The following is a 17,935-nucleotide window of genomic DNA, read 5'->3' on the forward strand; positions in this document are numbered from 1 at the left end:
CAGATTTGGCGTACGAAATTTGACTATTCTTCAGTTTCACATTACGCTGCCTTTGCCGTTCATCTTTCTCTGGTGAAAAGGCAGCGCCTCAGCTACTGTTTGCTAAAAGACTCTAATTACTTATAGTCCGGGCCATGTGACTTGTCAGGTGACGAATTACTGTCATCTCTGGAAGGCCAGCCGAATCCGCGCATGTCACCATGCCCTTCTCCGCCAAACCCAGGGAATCTGCCGCTAAAGCGTTCGTCCCTAGAATTTCCCCACATTTTGTGCATTTGTCCGCGCATAGCCATCAGTTTTTCAAATTCCTCTGTTCCCATACGCTCCTTTGCGGCTTCCATCCACATAGCCATCACATCACGTTCTCCGTCCGTTCCAAGTTCTTCCTCCAAAGCTGTAATGACGCGAGTTAGGTAATCCCCGAAAGCTATCTGCTCTTCTGGCGATAAGCGAGAAAATATGTTGCCGTTGTCTATCTCTTGTTTCTCTTCCTCTTGCCCTTTTTGCGTTAGGTAAATCAACATGATACGTTTGTCTGTTTCTGAGGGCTTACGGGTGATGTATTCTGCTTTCTCCAGTTTACCAAGCAATTCATTGAGGGATGATACACGGATGTCCAGCATATAGGATAAGTCTTTGGTGCTGATACCGTCTTTCATCCGAAGAAATGCTAATATCCTGCCTTGCCCACGTGATGCGTCGGCCATCGGACCAACCGCGGCGTGAGTTTTCAAGTGTTGCCTTTGCAACAGCCATTGCAGTTTCGCGAGTTTTTCGTATAACTCATCATTCATGTCCATAATGAATCCTCCGTTGAATTTTTACGGTACCTGTTGCTCTTTGTGATGGTACCTGTTGATTTGTATTATAACGGTACCTGTTAGATATGTCAAAATGTTTTTTGCAGGTACCGTTAGTATGTTGTTACGATGTTTCTGGGAGGTGGCTTATAAGCTTGCAAACAAATACAAAACCCGCGCCCCGCGCGGGTTATTTTAAAATTATATTGTGATCAGTTTTCATTTTATATATCTGCAAGCAATCCTTCAAAGCACTTTAAAACGGTTTGCTCGCCTATTCGATGTGCCTTGACATTCTACTTATCACCGGCAAGTGTAAGCCACTTGCGGTTATGATGTTCCTGTACTTCAACAGGGGTATCGAAGAAATCGCTCAAGACATCCGACTGCAAGCAGTTTACTGTCTCATCCCCTTTGTAGATTTCGCCGCTCTTTACCAGCAGCGTGTGCGTAAAGCATGGTGTTATCTCCTCGATATGATGGGTTACATACAGCAAGGTTGGTCCACCGGGTTGCTTTGTTATCTTCTCGATCATCTGCAGCAGCTGTTCTCGGGCAAAAATATCAAGTCCCGTGCATGGCTCATCAAGAATTAGTAGATCTGGATTGGCCATTAGTGCGCGTGCTATGAGGACTTTCTGCCGCTGTCCTTGCGACAAGGTATCATATGTACGACTAACCAAGGAAGAACAGTCTAGAAACTCCATTAACTCCTCGGCTTGTTTTTGATCCTCTTCATTCGTTTTATCATACAGACCAATCGTCGCGAATTTTCCGCTTAGGACGATGTTCAGGGCAGTCTGATGGCCGTACAGCTTCTGCTGCAAGGAGGTGCTTACCCAACCGATTCGTTTGCGTAGCTCTCTCAAGTCCACATCGCCAAAGCGATGGTCCAGCACCTCGACTTGTCCTGTTGTCGGCCAGATATAGCCGTTCACTACATTTAGCATCGTCGTTTTTCCTGAACCGTTCAGACCGACGATACACCAGTGTTGTCCTTGCTTCACTTCCCAATTCATATCGCGTAAGATCATTGTCGTATCACGTTGCCATGATACATTTTTGAGTGATATAATCATGCCCAATTTTCCCTCCTTATACATGCTTCAATGAGTTCAATACTATCATGGTACAGCCCTTCCCGTAAAAAAACCATAACCTCAAGATTTTTTTACCAGTGGTTCTACGGACAATTAATCTTTGATTCTCTGTTTGTTTCGGTATACTGTCGGAGGGATCCCGTTAAGCTGTTTAAAAATCTTGCTGAAATGATATTCTTCGTAGTACCCGCATAATTTGGCTATTTCCTTAACTGGATAATCGGTAAAGACTAGATAACGGCAAGCTTGCTGGTTCTGTATGTGCATATGGTATTCCTTAGGCCCCATCCCCGTAAATTTTAGGAACATCTTACGCAAGTAAGATGGCGAAATGCCGTATTTCTCCGCCAATTTTTCGATCCGGTGATGATCCTTATAGTCGTTCTCGAGTGTTTTCTTGATTTGCTCGAAGGCGGCGAAAGCTCCAGACTCCATCAGATTCCAGTCCGGTTGTACGGTCTGGTGCAGCATATGCAGCAGGATCTGCATTTTAGCCCGGGAAACAGCTATGCCATCGGTTAGTCCGGGCAGCCATTCCTGGTGAATCCCCCAGACCAACCGGCTAATTTCCTCAGCTTCCTGTTGATTATATTGGCTTAAGAAGGGAAGTCTTAGTTTTCCGATTGGCTTGACTTCCTTCCATACCGCATCATAACCAAGCTCGGCACAATCGAAGAGCAGCATCGTTATACGAAGTGGAGCATCCATCTGCGAGCGCATGGACAGTTTAAGGCCTGGTTTTAAATAGATTAGCATTCCAGCCTCTACTTTGTGCTCAACATTGGTCAGGAAAACCCCTTTACCTTCATGAATCCAGTACAAGCTGTGCACATTTACCATGTTACGGATGTCCTCCCAGCCGGGATAAGTAGCTTTGTCGAGTACAAAATGGATATGCACGGTGAGGTCATTCAGCTTGTAATCATTTTCTTCCAATTAATATCCCCTCCTGCTGCTAAAAGAGCGATTTAAACAAGACGGTAACGTTTTTTTCTATTCAATGCTTAAACTCCAAATGTTACTATCCATATTATCAAGATGTCTGAAATTCTCAATACATTACAGAAAAAAAAGGAGGAACACACTTGTTAAGGACTTTTAGCGAGTATCAAATTCGGAGAACTGAGCTGTTGGATGGGCCTTGGGATTTCATGAAGGATCCGTTAAATACGGGTGTTCAAGAAAAATGGTTTGAGCGATTTCCACATTCTAGGCAGTCTCTTTATGTGCCCTCGTGCTGGAATAATGAACTGGGAATGTACGATTATGAAGGTGTCGGTTGGTATCGTAAAAAAATACAAATTGTGAATTCGCAGCATGTCAGACTCATCTTTCATGCCGTGCTGGGCCATGCCGATGTCTATTTGGACGGGCGGCACCTTGGGTATCACTATGGCGGATTTACACCTTTTGAATTTATTGTTCCTTCCTTAGGGGCAGGAGAACATGAGATTATCGTCCGAACGGACAGCACCTTGGACCTACTTACGATTCCGACAGAGCAGGTGGATTGGTATCATTACGGGGGTATCATACGGTCGGTGGAGCTGCAATATTTGCCTGATATTTACATCGAACAGCTGAAGATTGATTATGCACTGCATGGATCAGATGCAGATGTTACTGTTCAGGTGCAGCTCCATTCCTTCCATAAGGAGCAGCACACTACCAAGATCACATTCTCCGAAAGCGGACATGAATTGCACTCGGAAGAAGTACAGATTGAGACTGGCCAGACCCTCAGTCATACGTTCAAGTTGCTTATGCCTGAAATACGTTTGTGGAACGTAGGTCTTCCAGAACTGTATACCTTTCAACTGCGGACAGAGAAAGACGACAAGATTGAACGGATCGGTTTTCGCTGTATTGAAACAAAGGATCATCGGATTCTAATTAACGGTTCACCCGTATATCTTAAGGGGGTGAACCGACATGAAGAGCATCCTGAGTGGGGTTTTGCCTTCCCACCGAAGCTGATGCACAAGGAGCTCAGTATCATTTTGGAGTTAGGTTGCAACTCCGTCCGGGGCTCGCATTATCCCCAGAGCCCATATTGGCTTGATCTACTCGATGAGCAAGGGATTGTATACTGGAGCGAAATTCCGATATGGGGAGCCTTTCTGCCGAACGAAACGGTAAGTGAGCCGCTCTTCCAGGAGCGTGCACTGTCTATGATTGAAGAAATGATTGGCCTGCATTTTCATCACCCAAGTGTGATCTTCTGGTCCGTTCATAATGAGATTGATACCCGGACTCAAGAAGCATATGCTTTCACACAAGCTCTAGTCGGATTGGTGAAGAAACTCGACAGCACTAGGCTTGTCACCTACGCTACGATGCATCCACTCGAAGATATTCTACTTCCATTATTCGATGTTATCGGTATAAATAAATATTTTGGCTGGTACGAAGGCGATACAGCCAGCTTCAAAGACATGCTGGAACAGTTCCATGTGCGTGCGGAGCAGATGGGAGCCGGTAACAAGGTTGTGCTCATGACCGAATTCGGTGGTGCTGGACTATTCGGGGATGTGGGCTGGGAGCCGAGATTGTTCAGCGAGGATTATCAGTCAGATATTGTGACTGAAGCGCTGGCAATCTTCAAGAATGATTCGAAAATTGGCGGGACCTACATCTGGCAGTTTGCAGACATCCGCGGCGATCTGAAGAGCAGCAGTAAGAACTTCCGCGACCGGGCCCGCGGCTTCAACAATAAGGGTCTGGTTAATGAATACCGTAAACCCAAACAATCCTTTCGTGAAGTGCGCCGTATCTACCGATCTTGGACAGATTAATATCCACATTGACTAAGAAGCCCATCGTCAGCATGGGTTTTTTTAGTGTCTGCATTCTTAGATCCTTACAGCTGGTGTCGGATGCCGTATATATAGTTAAGCTGGGCGTATTAAGCCGGTTCTATTCTTTGCGTACTCGGGTAGCAGTAAGTTGATTGACTATTTTCGGCATTCGATACAAGTGCTTCTCCTCTTACATTGCAGATAGATAAAGGAGTTTTAATTTAGAGTGATCAGTATGGTATGAATAATACTTGTTAATTTTTTATGATCCGTTGCCGTTTTTACCATTGTACGCAGTCCTAACCAGGCATTCATTAAATAATGAGAAATGGCCTCGGGCTCCAGTGAAATCCTAAGTTCACCTCTTTGCTGGCCAGTCTGAACGAGGTCATATAACAACTTCTCCGTTTTTGAATAGCTATTCTCAACAAAGGATGCAACCTCCGGATCCAGTACTCCCAACTCCACACCCGAATTAACTATGAAACATCCTTGAGGTTCTCCTTCGCTCCTCATCGAGGATTCTAGAAATTGTCGAATTAACTCCTTTACCGGTTCTTGCTTCTCAACCAAGAATCTCATTTTTTTGTTTTGAGTAGATTCGTACCGTTGGAGTGCCGTCAAATATAAGGCGTGCTTATCACCAAATGTATCATAGATACTTCTTCTGTGAATTCCCATACAGTCTACCAAATCTTGCATTGAAGTTTTCTCGTAACCTTGCATCCAAAATAGTTGTATCGCTTTATCTAGTACTTCATTAATTTCAAATTCTTTGCTTCTTGCCATTGTAATCACCTCAAGCAATCATTATACATTTAAGTAAACGATCCGCAAACTAATATATAAAACGTAAATAAAATCAAGCAAGATGCTTGATTTTATTCATAACATGATAACTGAACTGATGCTTACCATTGGATTCTTACTTTGGCTGTTTTTAAACAATCCAGAGTCCAATCTTTTTCCAACGTGTGCAAAAGTTGTACCCTACGTTTAAGAATAGGGAAGCCAGTTCTTTTTGCTCCAGTTTCTTCGACGATCGTTTTCGTGACTAATATCTAATTCGATTTAAAACTCAGATATAATTGGATAGATTTGATCTCTCAGATTGAAGTTATAGTTCTGGTCAACAATCCCTATCATATCATTGCTATTATAAAGTTCTACCATGAAACTCGCCATTTGTTTGGCAGTGTGGTACTTAGGCATGTTTGCTTTGTAATCAAATTCTTCAGCATCTATTGATTTCTTCACAAATTCCGTTTCAGTTATTGCTGGAGCTAAAACTTTTGCTTTTAATTTCGCGCCTTTAAGCTCTAGTTCTTTTGCAAGCCCTTCGGTGAAGGCACTAACATAATATTTAGATGCAGAATAAGCAACGCTCCCAACAGCAATGGCATATCCGAGTGCGGATGATACGTTAATTAACTGAGTTCCTTCTACATCAGCATAATCTCGCACAAATAGTGTAGAAAGGATCGTCAAGGATTCGATGTTAACACGTAACATAGTTTCAACTTTATCTAAATTCTGTTCTACCACAAAAGAAGCTTCACCAAGTCCTGCATTATTAATCCAGGTTTCTATTTGGTATTCCTTCAAAGTGTTATACAGTGTGTAAGCCTGCTCTGTAACAGACAGATCACTTGAACGAACAAGAACATTTACATTAGGATCAATATTCTGAATTGTTGATTTAAGTTCTTCTAATTTATCTAATCTTCTAGCTACCAAAATTAAATTTTTACCGCGTGCAGCAAACGCCAATGCTGTTTCATACCCAATTCCTGAGCTTGCTCCTGTAATCACTGTATATTTCATATTATTCTCTCCCTTTTAAGTTTTTTGATCATTTAACAACATTTCGATAGAGTTTTGTTCACGATTAAACTTGTATCTCGTTCATCCCTCCCTTAATTTAATAAATTTCTTCGAAATATTCAAGAACGATCATTCTAGTTACGGCAAAAAAAACTACACTATTAACTCTAATTTAAATCAGTATATCAATTCTAGAATGATCAGTAAAGAATTTTTTGACAACCAATTGAGATATACTCCTTAAAATCTGATAATAACTTTCCCTTTAGGATGACCTTCAGCAACAAAATTCAGTGCTTCGTTAATCTCTTCTATGTGGAATTCTGTTGGGTCCACTGCTGGTACAATCCCATTATCTTCAATAATCTTCGTGATTTTCTTTAATTGTTCACCATCACTGCGAACAAAAATGAAATGATATTGAATCTTCTTTTTCTTCGCTTTATGATCATACCTAGCCCCGGCGATGGTGAAGAGCTTTTTTTTCCAGCCAGAGAAGCCCAGATCTTCTGCAAAACGTTCGTTAGGACCGGTCCGCAGAGAAAGAAGGCGGCCTCCTGCTTTAATAATTGAAAGCTCATGATCAAATTCGCTTGGTCCCAAGGTATCAATCACATAATCTACATCACCAAGCTGTTCCCAATAGTTCTCAGTCGTATAATCAATATATTGGTCTGCACCAGCGGCCATTGTCCGTTCACGTGCTTCTGGATTTCCACTGATGATGACCTTGAGCCCCATACTTTTGGCGATAGGAATGGCCATTTGGCCAAATGAACCAGAACCTCCAGGGATAAACACGATTTCGCCAGCTTTAGCATCTAATTCTTCATTTAATCCTTGATAGGCTGTCAATCCTGTTAATGGCGCAGCTGCACCAGTCACAAAATTCAAATTAGCGGGTAGGTGCCCGATGGCATTTGCATTAATTGCCGCGTATTCCGCAAAAGCACCGATTTTTTGTAGTGGCAGACGTGAATAAATTGCATCGCCAACTTTGAAGCCTTGCACCTTCTTACCTACTTTTTCAATAACACCCGTCAGCTCGTTACCAAGTACCAATGGGAATTCATAATCCTGAATCAGCTTTACGCTTCCGGTACCAATGAGCAATTCCAAATGATTAACTGCTGCTGCTTTCACCTGGACCAAGACTTCGTTATCACTTATTTCTGGGATTGGAATATCGTTCACTTTTACTATGAACTTTTTTGAATATTTGGTGATCTGTGCTGCTTTCATAATTAATGACCTCCTATGCGTTAAAAAAGTAACATTTATTTTTTTTTGTAACTTATACAATAAGCATAAAGCAATAAGTTACAAAAATCAACAATTGTTACTGATTATTTTATATGTTAAAATATTCGCAAGTGTATTAATGATAAAAAGGAATTTATTGAAGAAAGAAGGGTTGGCAGTACTGTGGCTAAAATCACACAAGAGCTCATTATTGAAACAGCTGAGGCATTAATTAAACGCACGGAAAAATCCGAAGTGACACTCTCACAAATTGCGGATGAATTAAGTATCACCCATGCAGCGCTCTATAAGCACTTTAAAAATAAGCAAGAGCTCTGGGCAGCCGTATCTAAGAGCTGGTTCAACCGGATGATTTCAGAACAAATTAAATTAGATATGACTAGTTTAACTAAACCGCAAGAATTGCTTCACGATTGGTTATGGGCATTTGTTAACGCAAAAAAACGCGCTTATAACGAGAATCCCAAGATGTTTGCCTTGAATACTCAATACGTGGATAGCAATCCACTGGTATTACGCGATGTTCTCTGGGATTCCTACCAAATTATTGACGGCTTCATGGACTATCACGATCCCCACTTGGAACGGGCTGAGGCGATTCTCTCTGCGTTTGCAGTATTTAGCCTCCCATCCTTCAAAGAATCCTGGAATTTACCTGACTACCAAGACAGGTTTGAACGCATCTGGAGTTTAATCAAACAGGGTCTATGAATTCAAATCCTCTAGTTTTTTTAAAAAATTATTCTTAAATCATAAACATGGTCCAGAAGCTTCTGTCTTCTGAAGTACTGCCGTTGCTCCCCCACTTTTGTCCGGTTCCCCAATTTTCGTAAAACATGGAATAAAATTATCATTACGAAGTCCTGTTTTGGTGGAATACGCGGAATTCCTGAATTCCTCACTGAGCATGCCAATATGTGCGGGTTACGGACGACTTCTGGAACCTGTGGCTGGTGAATGGCAAATTCAAGTGCGATTATCTTTAAATCTCTCCTAAAAATGGTTTGCTAAAAAAATGTAAAGCCGGTTATTCAGGATCATCCTGAAACCGGCTTTTTATTTAGAACAAATTAAAGGTATAAATTTTTTGCCGAGTCTGTAAATGCAGTCCTCAGTTCTAATCATAAAAATGGCCCCTATAGTCCCCTTTAACTCTAAAAAGTTTAGCTTTTTTCTCGGCTTCTATTCCGCAAGCCTGTAAGTCCAAGCAACCCTAAGAGACCCAACCAGCTCCAATTAGTGCCTCGATTCTCATCCCCGACTGCCTGCGCTCGGTAATTTCCATTCTCGACCGCTGTTGAATTATGATTACCCGTTGCATTAACATTCCTTGCATTCAGGTTATCATTTGTTTGATTAGCCGAGTAATGTGTTTGTATCCCTAGGTTTGCTTCATCTTGGTTCGCAAATGCTGGAATACTTAAAAGTAAACTAAGACATGCAACTGATGCAAAAGTAGCAATCTTCTTCATTTTTTTCCCTCCAGAACAATATTGGGCAGGCCGCACCCATTGCTATTTTCCCCTATTTAATCCTTCCTATCCGAGAATTTTGAGGAATAGCTTTGCTTCTGATTGTTCTTCCCTCCTGTCTTTCCCTCGCTTGGAGTAACAGCGAAAAAGGATAGCAGTCACGTTCCGCCCCTACGGCTGCTATATAAAGAAGTGATCGTGCCTCGATTTCTTTTTCAATTCCTTCAAGGGTGCAAACCATAACAATGTACCTAAATAAGCGCCGAGGACAGGGCTTAACACTTTACCAAAAGTGTTGGAAGCAATGACTCCTAATCCATGCCTGGATTGGAGATACACTCGACTCTCTCCAGTGATAACCAACTTCATTGAATGCAAAGGCAATTATACTTGCAAGCGGTCCGTTAGAACGATTACTGATAAGTCCTCTCTAAAATAGTATCTGCCATCGTCCATGGAAGTATCTATCCAATCATCACGATGAAAAACATTTGATTCCTCCACAACTCTTGTTCAATTTTATCGTTCCTTATTTTCACATTTATCCTATTATGAGAAAATTAGTGCTATTTATCCTTAAACTTGCACGGATGTCGAAGCCTCAAATTGACATACCTATTTTATGTGAAAAGCTGCAATTTTCTTGTTGTTGTGGGCATGCTAATGTTTGTTCAAATCCAACAATAAAGGAGACTATTTATGACAGGGATTCTAGGCGGTAACCCCAAAGAAGAACCGATGCATTATGGAGAGATTTTTACGGTTTGGCAAGCCTCAATGGTCGCAAAGGGAGCACTCTCTTGTTACAGAGCTTATATGTATCACACTGGCGACAATGACCTGAAAAAAATATTAGGAGCTCTAATTGATCAAGCGGAGCTTGAAATCAGTGAGTGTGATACACTGCTCTCAGAGCAAGGTATTGCATCAGCACCAGTAATGCCAAATCGGCCCGATGCCAAGCTTGAAGATATTCCTGTAGGGGCACGTTTCACAGATCCTGAAATTGCTGCCAAACTTGCAGCTGATAATGCTGTTGGACTTGTGGCATGTAGTCAGGCAATGGGACAATCGATCAGAGAAGATATAGGGGCTTTGTTTGCTAAATATCACCTTACCAAAGCAGCCATCGGCCTTAAAATTCTACATTTGACTAAGAAAAAGGGCTGGTTGATTCCTCCACCTCTTCTTGTTAAAAGACCTGAATCCGTGAAGGCGTAATTCTACTCACTCTTTAGTTTCTTATAAAAGAAGGCCCGCGATCTTCCGCGGGCCTTTTTTTGGTTGTCCTACCACTGCCTTTATCAGAATAAGCTATCTATATAAAGGAGGAGGACAACATTAACGTATTTATAGGTTATATGATTATAGGATTATCCCTCTCGGCACCTCTCGGACCCATTAATGCAGCACAACTGGACAAGGGACTCCGCGGAGGATTTATGCCTGCCTGGATAGTCGGTTTAGGGGCGGTCAGTGCCGATATCATCTACATGCTGCTTGTTTATTTTGGCCTCATTCATCTGCTGGATGCTCCGTTTGTTAAAGTGTTTTTATGGTTGTTCGGATTCTTTGTCCTCGTCTATTCAGGTGTAGACAGCATTAAAAATACAGGTGACATTTCAGCTGACGGGCTGAGGGGCAACGATACCTCACTGTCCAAATCTTATCTGTCGGGATTTCTCATGTCCTTGTTCAATCCCCTCTCTATCCTTTTTTGGTTGGGTATTTACGGCTCAATATTAGCCAAGGCGGTCAGCGAGTATCCGATGCAGCAGTTATTGATCTATAGCGGAGCAATCGTACTAGGGATTCTTTTCTGGGATGTAACCATGGCTGCCGCCTCCAGCCTCTTTCGTAAATTTCTAACCGTTCGGGTATTGAAGGCGATCTCCGTTCTGTCAGGTCTGTCGCTGATTGGATTTGGTTTTTATTTTGGTGTACAGGCTGCCCGACTTCTCTTTTTTCATTAAACCTTGTTTTTTCGCATCCTGATGCCCTTAATCCGAAATTCAGGACCGCCCGGTAAAGAATGATATTCATGGGTCTGTTCGTCCGCCCCATGCCCCATAACAGAACTGTCCTTCTTATTACGGATGTGTTGAACGATCCAATCACTCAAGGCAATCAGCGAAACAATTAGCAGGCTGATGTAGAAGCCTGGACGACTGAGCGCATGAAATAGCGTACCTGCTACAGCAGTAGCGATCAGCACTAAGCCTAGCCAGCGTTTCACCCCGTTTAGAAGACTGGGCTTAAGCAGCTTGCGGGAGGAGAGCAATATAAAGGACCAGTTATAGAGGATCATCAGTCCGGCAGCTGTTGTAATGTATTCGTATACTTTTCCTGGCAACCACAATGACATCATAATGGCACCCCCTAAACCTCCAGCTATTAAACAAAGGGCAAAAAACGGATATTTATCCTTCCATTTCTTCGAAAAAACCTTGGGTGCATCCCCTTCCTGTGAAAGAGTGATCATCATCGAGGTAATGGCATAAAGCGAAGCTGTCATCGTGGAGAACCCAGCTATGATCAACACCCCGTTAAACAAATGCGGTATAAAGGTCAGATGGTCGCTGCTGAGCGCGAGCACAAAAGGACTTTCTTTTGGATTAAAAGCACTAAGCGGCACCATGATTACTGCAAGCCCGATTGAGAGAACGTATACTGTAGCCAGTCCCAGCAACATCACCTTTCCTGCTTTTGGAGCTTCCTCAGGTTTCTTTAGCCTGTAGGACATAATTCCCAGCACCTCAATGCCACCATAGGCATAAAAAGCAAAAATAAAGGCAGACCACAACCCGATACCTCCAGATGGAAACAACGCTTTAAACCCAAGTGGAACTTTCGGTGAGAACTTAGAACCGCCGATCCAACCCGTCAGAAGTACGGCAGCAATAACAAGGAACATTAGTATAGCCGCCACTTTAATGATGGCCAGTATATTTTCAACCCTGTCAAAGCCCTTATTACCAAAAAACACAATCAATAGGCTCACGGCCGCAAAGCTGGCAGCAAATACCCACATCGGTACGGCCGGGAACCAAAAACGCGAGAATATGGACAATGCTGTGAGCTGACTTCCCATAATCAACAGTTCCGAAAACCAATATACCCAGCCGCTCCCGAACCCTGCCCAATTTCCAAATGCTTTTTTTGCATAGGATCGAAATGAACCCTGCTCCGGATCTTCCGCTGTCATCTGAGCCAGTGCATCAAATACGACATATGTTCCAATAGCAGCTAAAATGTAGGCTAGCAGCACTGCTGGCCCTCCCATAGAAATTGCTAGACCTGAGCCAAGAAAGTACCCGGTTCCTATAGTGCCTGCTATGCCTAACAAGCTTAGTTGCCACCATTTCAGTTTATCGTCTTCTTCAGTTTTACTGGAAGGTTGCTTCATGAATTCCGTCCTCATCCTGATTAGAATTTGAGATATCTCTCATCTCTAGAATTCCCTTCAGGCGGGTCCGTTATTTACAGGAATCATAATAAATAAGCTTCCCGACCAGAAAGGCTGACAGGCTTATAGTTATTCATACCGGGTAGTATGCAATAAAGAAGAAAAGACTGGTTAATCAGTATGGCTTTTTTGTATTCATTCGCATGTTTACGGAAGTTTCTTGTTCTGTGATCTGTGGAATGGCAATCGTAACTAAATCTAAACCGCAGTATAAATGATATCTTTCCGTACAAATGGTACTATTGGGTATGGACTTACTCTATAGTAAAGGATAATTTACTCATGATTAGAAAAAATCTAACGAATTTTTATACTGGTGAATTTGCTAAGCTATTCGGAATCAAAAAAGATACATTGTTCTACTATGACAAAATAAAGCTATTTCAACCAGCAGGAATAAGCGATAACGGATATCGATATTACACTATACAGCAGCTCGATACCTTTTGGGCTATACAATCACTCCGATCGTTGAACTTTCCTATTAAAGATCTGAAGAGCTATTTCAGTTCACCTTCCTCGGAGAAATTGACCAAGCTTGCTGAAGAACAACTCATAAAGGTGGAAGAAGAAATTAAAAAGCTACAAGAAAGTTATTGGTTCCTTTCGAAGTTGACATCCATATCAGAAGAATTAATAAATACCACACTAGGTGAAGTTACAATCGTTGAATTACCGGAGGAACACGTGATATATAGTGCCCCGAATCCACGTACCGGTGATACCTCTAACGAAGAATGGAATTACGATTATGAAGTTTTTTTAGAGCAAACAGGAATGAAAGGTCCAGCTTTCATTGGTTCTGTGACTAGCAAAGAGGATATCTTGCATGGTCGGTTTAACCGAGTTGAACGTTTGTTTGTTCACACTGAAACTCCGAATGCCGAATTAAAATCCGCAGGTCTTTATGCCATTCTTTATCATAAAGGCAGCTATGAGAGCATAACGGAAGTTTATCCGTTCCTGTTAAATGAAATTAGGGATAGAGGGTTTCATGTATCCGGTAATGCTTATGAAGAATATTTGGTCAATGCATTGTCAACCAATAGAGAAGAAGACTTTGTAACGAAAATCAGTCTTGCTATAAAGTAGAAAATTTAATTTATAGCTTAGCGTCGTGTGACGAGTTGCTGCAACTCGGTAGCCCAGAGCTCTTGCGGATTCGGTTGAGCCACGATGTAGAACTCGCGGTATACTTCCTGAGGCCGATACCCCTCTCTACTAATCCAACGTCGGAGATTATTCCAGGTGGCAGCAGTGCTTTCTGAGCCACGGTGCACCGTCGTTACAGCCGCTTCAACACCAGAGAGAACTACGACCTCGAATCCGTCTCTGGAGACAACCTCTGGTCCGACAGGGAATGCGGCAGTCACAATTAACCCGTTACCGTCCACGTCTTCCTCAAAGGTGGCTAGCGATACCGCACCAACAATCACACCTGCCTGGGTAAGGCTGAGGTAGAGCTGATTAAACATTGGACCAATGATAAGGTTGATGTGATTAAAGCTCTTCGCTTTTGCCATGATGCGGGCGACGCGCAGAGCCGGCAGCGATTTGATCTCTGGTTTGTGTGCAGCGAACTTAGGTTTTTCTTCAGACACTGCTGATCCTTCAACACTTTTTTCTTCTGTGTCTTCTTCTATATAATTATTCATGAGGTACTGCGTTGCCGCCAAGGCATGGGTGCGAACCAGATGCAGCAATTCCTTGATCGATACCGACTCATTGGCCGCGCTGCAATTGCTTCCGTCCGGACCATACCAGAAAGCAGGCGTACCACGATAACGCCAGTACCGACAATCGGAAATTGCAACATCAGGAACCAGCACCGGTTTGTTCCACCCCAAATCTTCTACCGTCTCCTGCAAGATCCTAGCCATCTCACTGTCTGGATCCGAAACATCCGCCGAATCGACCCCTTCCAATTTGATTTCTGCTTCGGGATAGCGAGCAACAATATCTCTGGCTTTCGAGAAAATCGTATACGGATCAGTTCCGACTGGAAGAACAACGGATACCGAGAATATACAATCAGGTGAAATGACACTAGGTGAATTGCCACCCTCGATCGTACCAACATTAACCGTGATTAATGGCAGAATCTCAGCCGCACCTTCTCCTCTGGACTCGTTGTACTGTTCACGCCGCTGCGGATTAGAGAGTATATCCGTAATCGAGGAGGGAACGTCTACCTCGATACCTTCCAACTCGTCAAGGACGCGGATGATATCGGTGGCGATACGGATCGAGCTTTTGCTTTCGTTAGGATACCCGGATATAGCTCCCCGTGTCGCCACTCGTACAGAAAACTGCATGTAACCCTTCGAGGCGAACGAAATCGCATCCGTTCCAGAGGGTTCGGCACTGAGGACGCAGTCGGCTTGCATTTCGCTTTCGATCTGCTCGAACATAAAGCCGGTGCCCCGTCCATATCCAGTCTCTTCATCGGAGACGATGGTAAGCGATAGTTTGCCCTTCAGTTGATCGCGTAATTGTGATAGATACGTGTAGGCGAAAAGCATCGCCGTTACGCCTGCCTTCATATCTGACGTCCCGCGTCCCCATACCCGACCGTTCACAATCTTTCCGCCCCATGGATCGTCAGTCCACCCGGGTTCATCTCCAGCAGGCAGTACATCGAGATGTCCGTTGAACATCAGATGCCTACCCTCGCTTGGCATTTGCACCGAAGAAATGATATTTGGCATGGTATCTTTGGCGTTGACTTGCCTGTACGGAAGTCCTTCGATGTCGAGGTAACTCTGAACCATCGCCATTGCCTCACGCGTATCACCTGGAGGGCTAGGGGTTTCACATTTAACTAGACTTGAGAAGAACTGAACAATCTTCTCCTCATCACGTTCGACCCAATTCATTATTATCTCGCTAATTTGTTTTAACTGATTCTTTTGCTTCAATTGTTGATCCATATCCTTGTCTCCTTTGAGTGATTGATGATTTGCAGGCTTACATAGGTCATCTGTCCTGACAAAGGGTATCATAAGGTATGGAGTTACTCCATAGTAAAGAGGGGGTTTTTCTTTTGTTTTGGAATAGCTGAGTAACTCCTAAATCCAAACCGTATCCAGCAGCTCGTCCACTGCTTGAATTCTGGTCACAGATGGTGTTTGTATTAAATTCCCTCTGACCATAACCATAGCTACATCAGACAAAGCTTTTATGTTCTCCAATGGGTTTTGCTCCATCATGATTAAATCCGCATATTTGCCCACATCTATAGAACCTGTCAGGTGATCGATTCCCAAAATATCTGCATTTGATTTGGTTACTAGTTCAATAACCTCACTTGCGTTCAGCTTTGTTTGTCGCATGAAATGATCAAGCTCACGCCAAAGATCATAGTGGGTTACATAGGACATAGCAGCGTCCGTGCCCACACCGATTTTGATATCATGTTCTATAGCCTGCTGTAGCCCTGTTAACATAGAGTCATACACAAGCCGGGCATTTTCCTTAATGGTTGTATTCAACTTTGTCAGGATCGGATCTAATTTCGCACTGGGATAAGCTGCTTGTAAAGTAGGAATCACAGCGGTGTAGCCCTTTAAGGCTCTGGGATTATTTTTGTACAGCCTGATCATATCCTCATCCATCTCCGCGCCGTGTTCAATAGTATCCACTCCACCCTTTAACGCAACTCTTACACCTTCGGTACTTTCTGCATGTGCCGCCACACGCATCCCAATTTTGTGAGCTTCCTCGCAAATGGCAGCCACCTCTTCTTCCGTCATTTGCAAGCGGCCTGCTTCTCCGATCCTTTTGGCATCGGTGACCCCGCCAGTTACACATATTTTGATTAGGTCCACTCCGTTTTTTACATTGATTCTTACATTTCTTCTCCCTTCCCATGGTGAATCACCGACCAAAGCCAAATAAGGTGCACCGTGGCCATCCGTTACGCTCAGGAAATACCCAGATACCAAAAGATTAGGTCCAATAGATTGATTTGCCTTAATCTCATCCCTCAACTGAACATCAGTATAAAAAAATTCACCTACGCTACGCATCGTTGTTACTCCGGAATGCAGTGCGGTTAGAGCATTTTTTTTCATCCGTCTCTTCAACATGTTTCTGCCCAGTCTCGTATCCAAAATATGATGAAACGCAAAATTCAGCAGCCCTTCACTGGCAGACAGCGTAAACGGCTTACCATCGGCAAAAAGATGGACATGCGCGTTGATGAGACCGGGCATCACATATTTCCCCGAACAATCGATCGTTTGGAAATGGGTGGGGACAGTTACAGCGCTTGCTTTCCCGATCTCCTGAATCAAGCCGTTTTCATCAATCAAAATCGTCATATGGGAATCAGTCCCTTTTTTCGCATCTCCATAAATAACATTACAGTCCATAAACGCATAACCTGTCTTCATCGTAACTTCCCCCGTTTCTTGATTACACCGCCCAAAAATGAATAATTAATTCATTATTGGATTAAAAAAATAGGGACCCTCGTAGATGCTAAATGTGCATATCCACTTGGTTGTCCCTCATTGCTGCGTTGCGCCCCAGTTCTACCCCACACCTAAATTCGGCGCATTGATGTTATTCGTTTAAGCTTTTTAGTCCATGCAGCCAGTATAAGCTTAATGCCTCAAAAATCCTTCTCCGGCTATCGGCGCTCATCTCGTGCTTTAATAAATCCAGAATCATATTGATGACATTGTTCGCGATGATCTTCAGCAGAATCATATTTTCTTCGGTTCCGATTTCGTATCTTTTATAATGATCTTTTATAAAGGGTCTTTTAGTTTCGATCATCAGATCGATCAGCTCGTTTTTGGCATTGCTATATACGGTCCCTTTATTCTTTTCAAAAATAATGACAATCTGCCTGCTGTACTGGGTTAATATATTTATTTGCTCTTGAACGATAGCTGATTTTTTCTCATTATTAACATCATCAAAAAAAGTCTGGTTATCGATACGAATATTTTCCACTAGCACATTCTTCAAATAGTCCACTAAAGACGGGGGAACAACCGAATAGAACAACTCTTTTTTATTTTTAAAATAAGTATAAATATTGCCAACAGAAATTTGAATTTCATCGGCAATATCATTCATTTTGGCATCAGAGAAGCCTTTTCGGAAAAATACCTTTAAAGCAGCGGATTCAATTTCCTGTTTTACTTCGTCTTTTTTAGACTGCATATTGCCCCTCACCTTTAATAATGAATTAAAAATTCAC

Annotated in this window: 16 protein-coding genes; 5 read left to right on the forward strand and 11 right to left on the reverse strand. The window is 42.8% G+C overall.

Translation table 11 applies throughout. The features are described 5' to 3' along the window. Positions 1–116 precede the first annotated feature (116 nt). From MHH49_RS25525 to MHH49_RS25535, 3 genes are all read right to left on the reverse strand, one after another. Positions 117–800: a MarR family winged helix-turn-helix transcriptional regulator gene (locus MHH49_RS25525; RefSeq protein ID WP_341138609.1), complete on the reverse strand. Its 684-nt coding sequence runs from the start codon at positions 798–800 to the stop codon at positions 117–119. A gap of 296 nt (positions 801–1,096) precedes the next feature. After that, a complete protein-coding gene (locus tag MHH49_RS25530; RefSeq protein WP_036677157.1) occupies positions 1,097–1,879 on the reverse strand; it encodes an ABC transporter ATP-binding protein in 783 nt (260 codons plus the stop codon). A gap of 114 nt (positions 1,880–1,993) precedes the next feature. Further along, the gene (locus tag MHH49_RS25535; RefSeq protein WP_036677158.1) at positions 1,994–2,836 is read right to left on the reverse strand and encodes a helix-turn-helix transcriptional regulator; all 843 of its coding nucleotides are present in this window, start codon (positions 2,834–2,836) and stop codon (positions 1,994–1,996) included. A gap of 149 nt (positions 2,837–2,985) precedes the next feature. On the opposite strand from MHH49_RS25535, the gene MHH49_RS25540 reads away from it, so the two are divergent. Then, entirely contained in the window at positions 2,986–4,695 is a 1,710-nt protein-coding gene (locus MHH49_RS25540; RefSeq protein ID WP_341138610.1) for a glycoside hydrolase family 2 protein, read from the forward strand. Between the two features lie 219 nt (positions 4,696–4,914). Here MHH49_RS25540 and MHH49_RS25545 read toward each other — a convergent pair whose 3' ends face one another. The 3 genes from MHH49_RS25545 to MHH49_RS25555 all read right to left on the reverse strand — a co-directional run bounded on the left by MHH49_RS25545 (position 4,915) and on the right by MHH49_RS25555 (position 7,764). Then, a complete protein-coding gene (locus MHH49_RS25545; RefSeq protein ID WP_341138611.1) occupies positions 4,915–5,487 on the reverse strand; it encodes a TetR/AcrR family transcriptional regulator in 573 nt (190 codons plus the stop codon). A 282-nt stretch (positions 5,488–5,769) separates the two neighbouring features. Further along, positions 5,770–6,522, reverse strand: coding sequence for an SDR family NAD(P)-dependent oxidoreductase (locus MHH49_RS25550; RefSeq protein ID WP_038571241.1), 753 nt, complete (start codon positions 6,520–6,522; stop codon positions 5,770–5,772). 240 nt (positions 6,523–6,762) lie between these two features. Further along, entirely contained in the window at positions 6,763–7,764 is a 1,002-nt protein-coding gene (locus MHH49_RS25555) for an NADP-dependent oxidoreductase (RefSeq protein WP_076213743.1), read from the reverse strand. 183 nt (positions 7,765–7,947) lie between these two features. On the opposite strand from MHH49_RS25555, the gene MHH49_RS25560 reads away from it, so the two are divergent. Continuing rightward, a complete protein-coding gene (locus tag MHH49_RS25560) occupies positions 7,948–8,496 on the forward strand; it encodes a TetR/AcrR family transcriptional regulator (RefSeq protein WP_038571236.1) in 549 nt (182 codons plus the stop codon). Between the two features lie 452 nt (positions 8,497–8,948). On the opposite strand, the gene MHH49_RS25565 is transcribed toward MHH49_RS25560, so the two are convergent. Further along, the gene (locus tag MHH49_RS25565; protein ID WP_038571232.1) at positions 8,949–9,257 is read right to left on the reverse strand and encodes a WGxxGxxG family protein; all 309 of its coding nucleotides are present in this window, start codon (positions 9,255–9,257) and stop codon (positions 8,949–8,951) included. Between the two features lie 699 nt (positions 9,258–9,956). Here MHH49_RS25565 and MHH49_RS25570 point away from each other — a divergent pair. Next, positions 9,957–10,478: a DUF3231 family protein gene (locus MHH49_RS25570; RefSeq protein WP_341138612.1), complete on the forward strand. Its 522-nt coding sequence runs from the start codon at positions 9,957–9,959 to the stop codon at positions 10,476–10,478. Between the two features lie 119 nt (positions 10,479–10,597). After that, the gene (locus tag MHH49_RS25575; protein WP_038571226.1) at positions 10,598–11,230 is read left to right on the forward strand and encodes a LysE family transporter; all 633 of its coding nucleotides are present in this window, start codon (positions 10,598–10,600) and stop codon (positions 11,228–11,230) included. Here the strand turns inward: MHH49_RS25575 and MHH49_RS25580 are convergent. Then, positions 11,227–12,663 (reverse strand): amino acid permease, encoded by a 1,437-nt coding sequence (locus MHH49_RS25580; protein ID WP_076099178.1) that lies wholly within the window; start codon positions 12,661–12,663, stop codon positions 11,227–11,229. The two genes, MHH49_RS25575 and MHH49_RS25580, sit on opposite strands and share 4 nt — an antisense overlap. Positions 12,664–13,005: 342 nt before the next feature. Between MHH49_RS25580 and MHH49_RS25585 the strand changes: the two genes are divergently transcribed. Next, on the forward strand, positions 13,006–13,815 hold the full coding sequence (locus MHH49_RS25585) for a MerR family transcriptional regulator (protein WP_341138613.1): 810 nt from the start codon (positions 13,006–13,008) through the stop codon (positions 13,813–13,815). 17 nt (positions 13,816–13,832) lie between these two features. Here the strand turns inward: MHH49_RS25585 and MHH49_RS25590 are convergent, their stop codons facing one another. The 3 genes from MHH49_RS25590 to MHH49_RS25600 all read right to left on the reverse strand — a co-directional run bounded on the left by MHH49_RS25590 (position 13,833) and on the right by MHH49_RS25600 (position 17,898). After that, positions 13,833–15,599, reverse strand: a complete 1,767-nt coding sequence (locus tag MHH49_RS25590; RefSeq protein ID WP_341138614.1) for a M20/M25/M40 family metallo-hydrolase — start codon at positions 15,597–15,599, stop codon at positions 13,833–13,835. Between the two features lie 192 nt (positions 15,600–15,791). Then, positions 15,792–17,117 (reverse strand): amidohydrolase family protein, encoded by a 1,326-nt coding sequence (locus MHH49_RS25595; RefSeq protein WP_076105761.1) that lies wholly within the window; start codon positions 17,115–17,117, stop codon positions 15,792–15,794. 172 nt (positions 17,118–17,289) lie between these two features. Continuing rightward, complete coding sequence (locus MHH49_RS25600) at positions 17,290–17,898, reverse strand: TetR/AcrR family transcriptional regulator (RefSeq protein ID WP_076105760.1); 609 nt, start codon at positions 17,896–17,898, stop codon at positions 17,290–17,292. Positions 17,899–17,935: the final 37 nt, after the last annotated feature.

The organism is Paenibacillus sp. FSL F4-0122, assembly GCF_038002845.1.
In the GTDB taxonomy this organism is placed as follows: Bacteria; Bacillota; Bacilli; order Paenibacillales; family Paenibacillaceae; genus Paenibacillus_AQ; species Paenibacillus_AQ odorifer.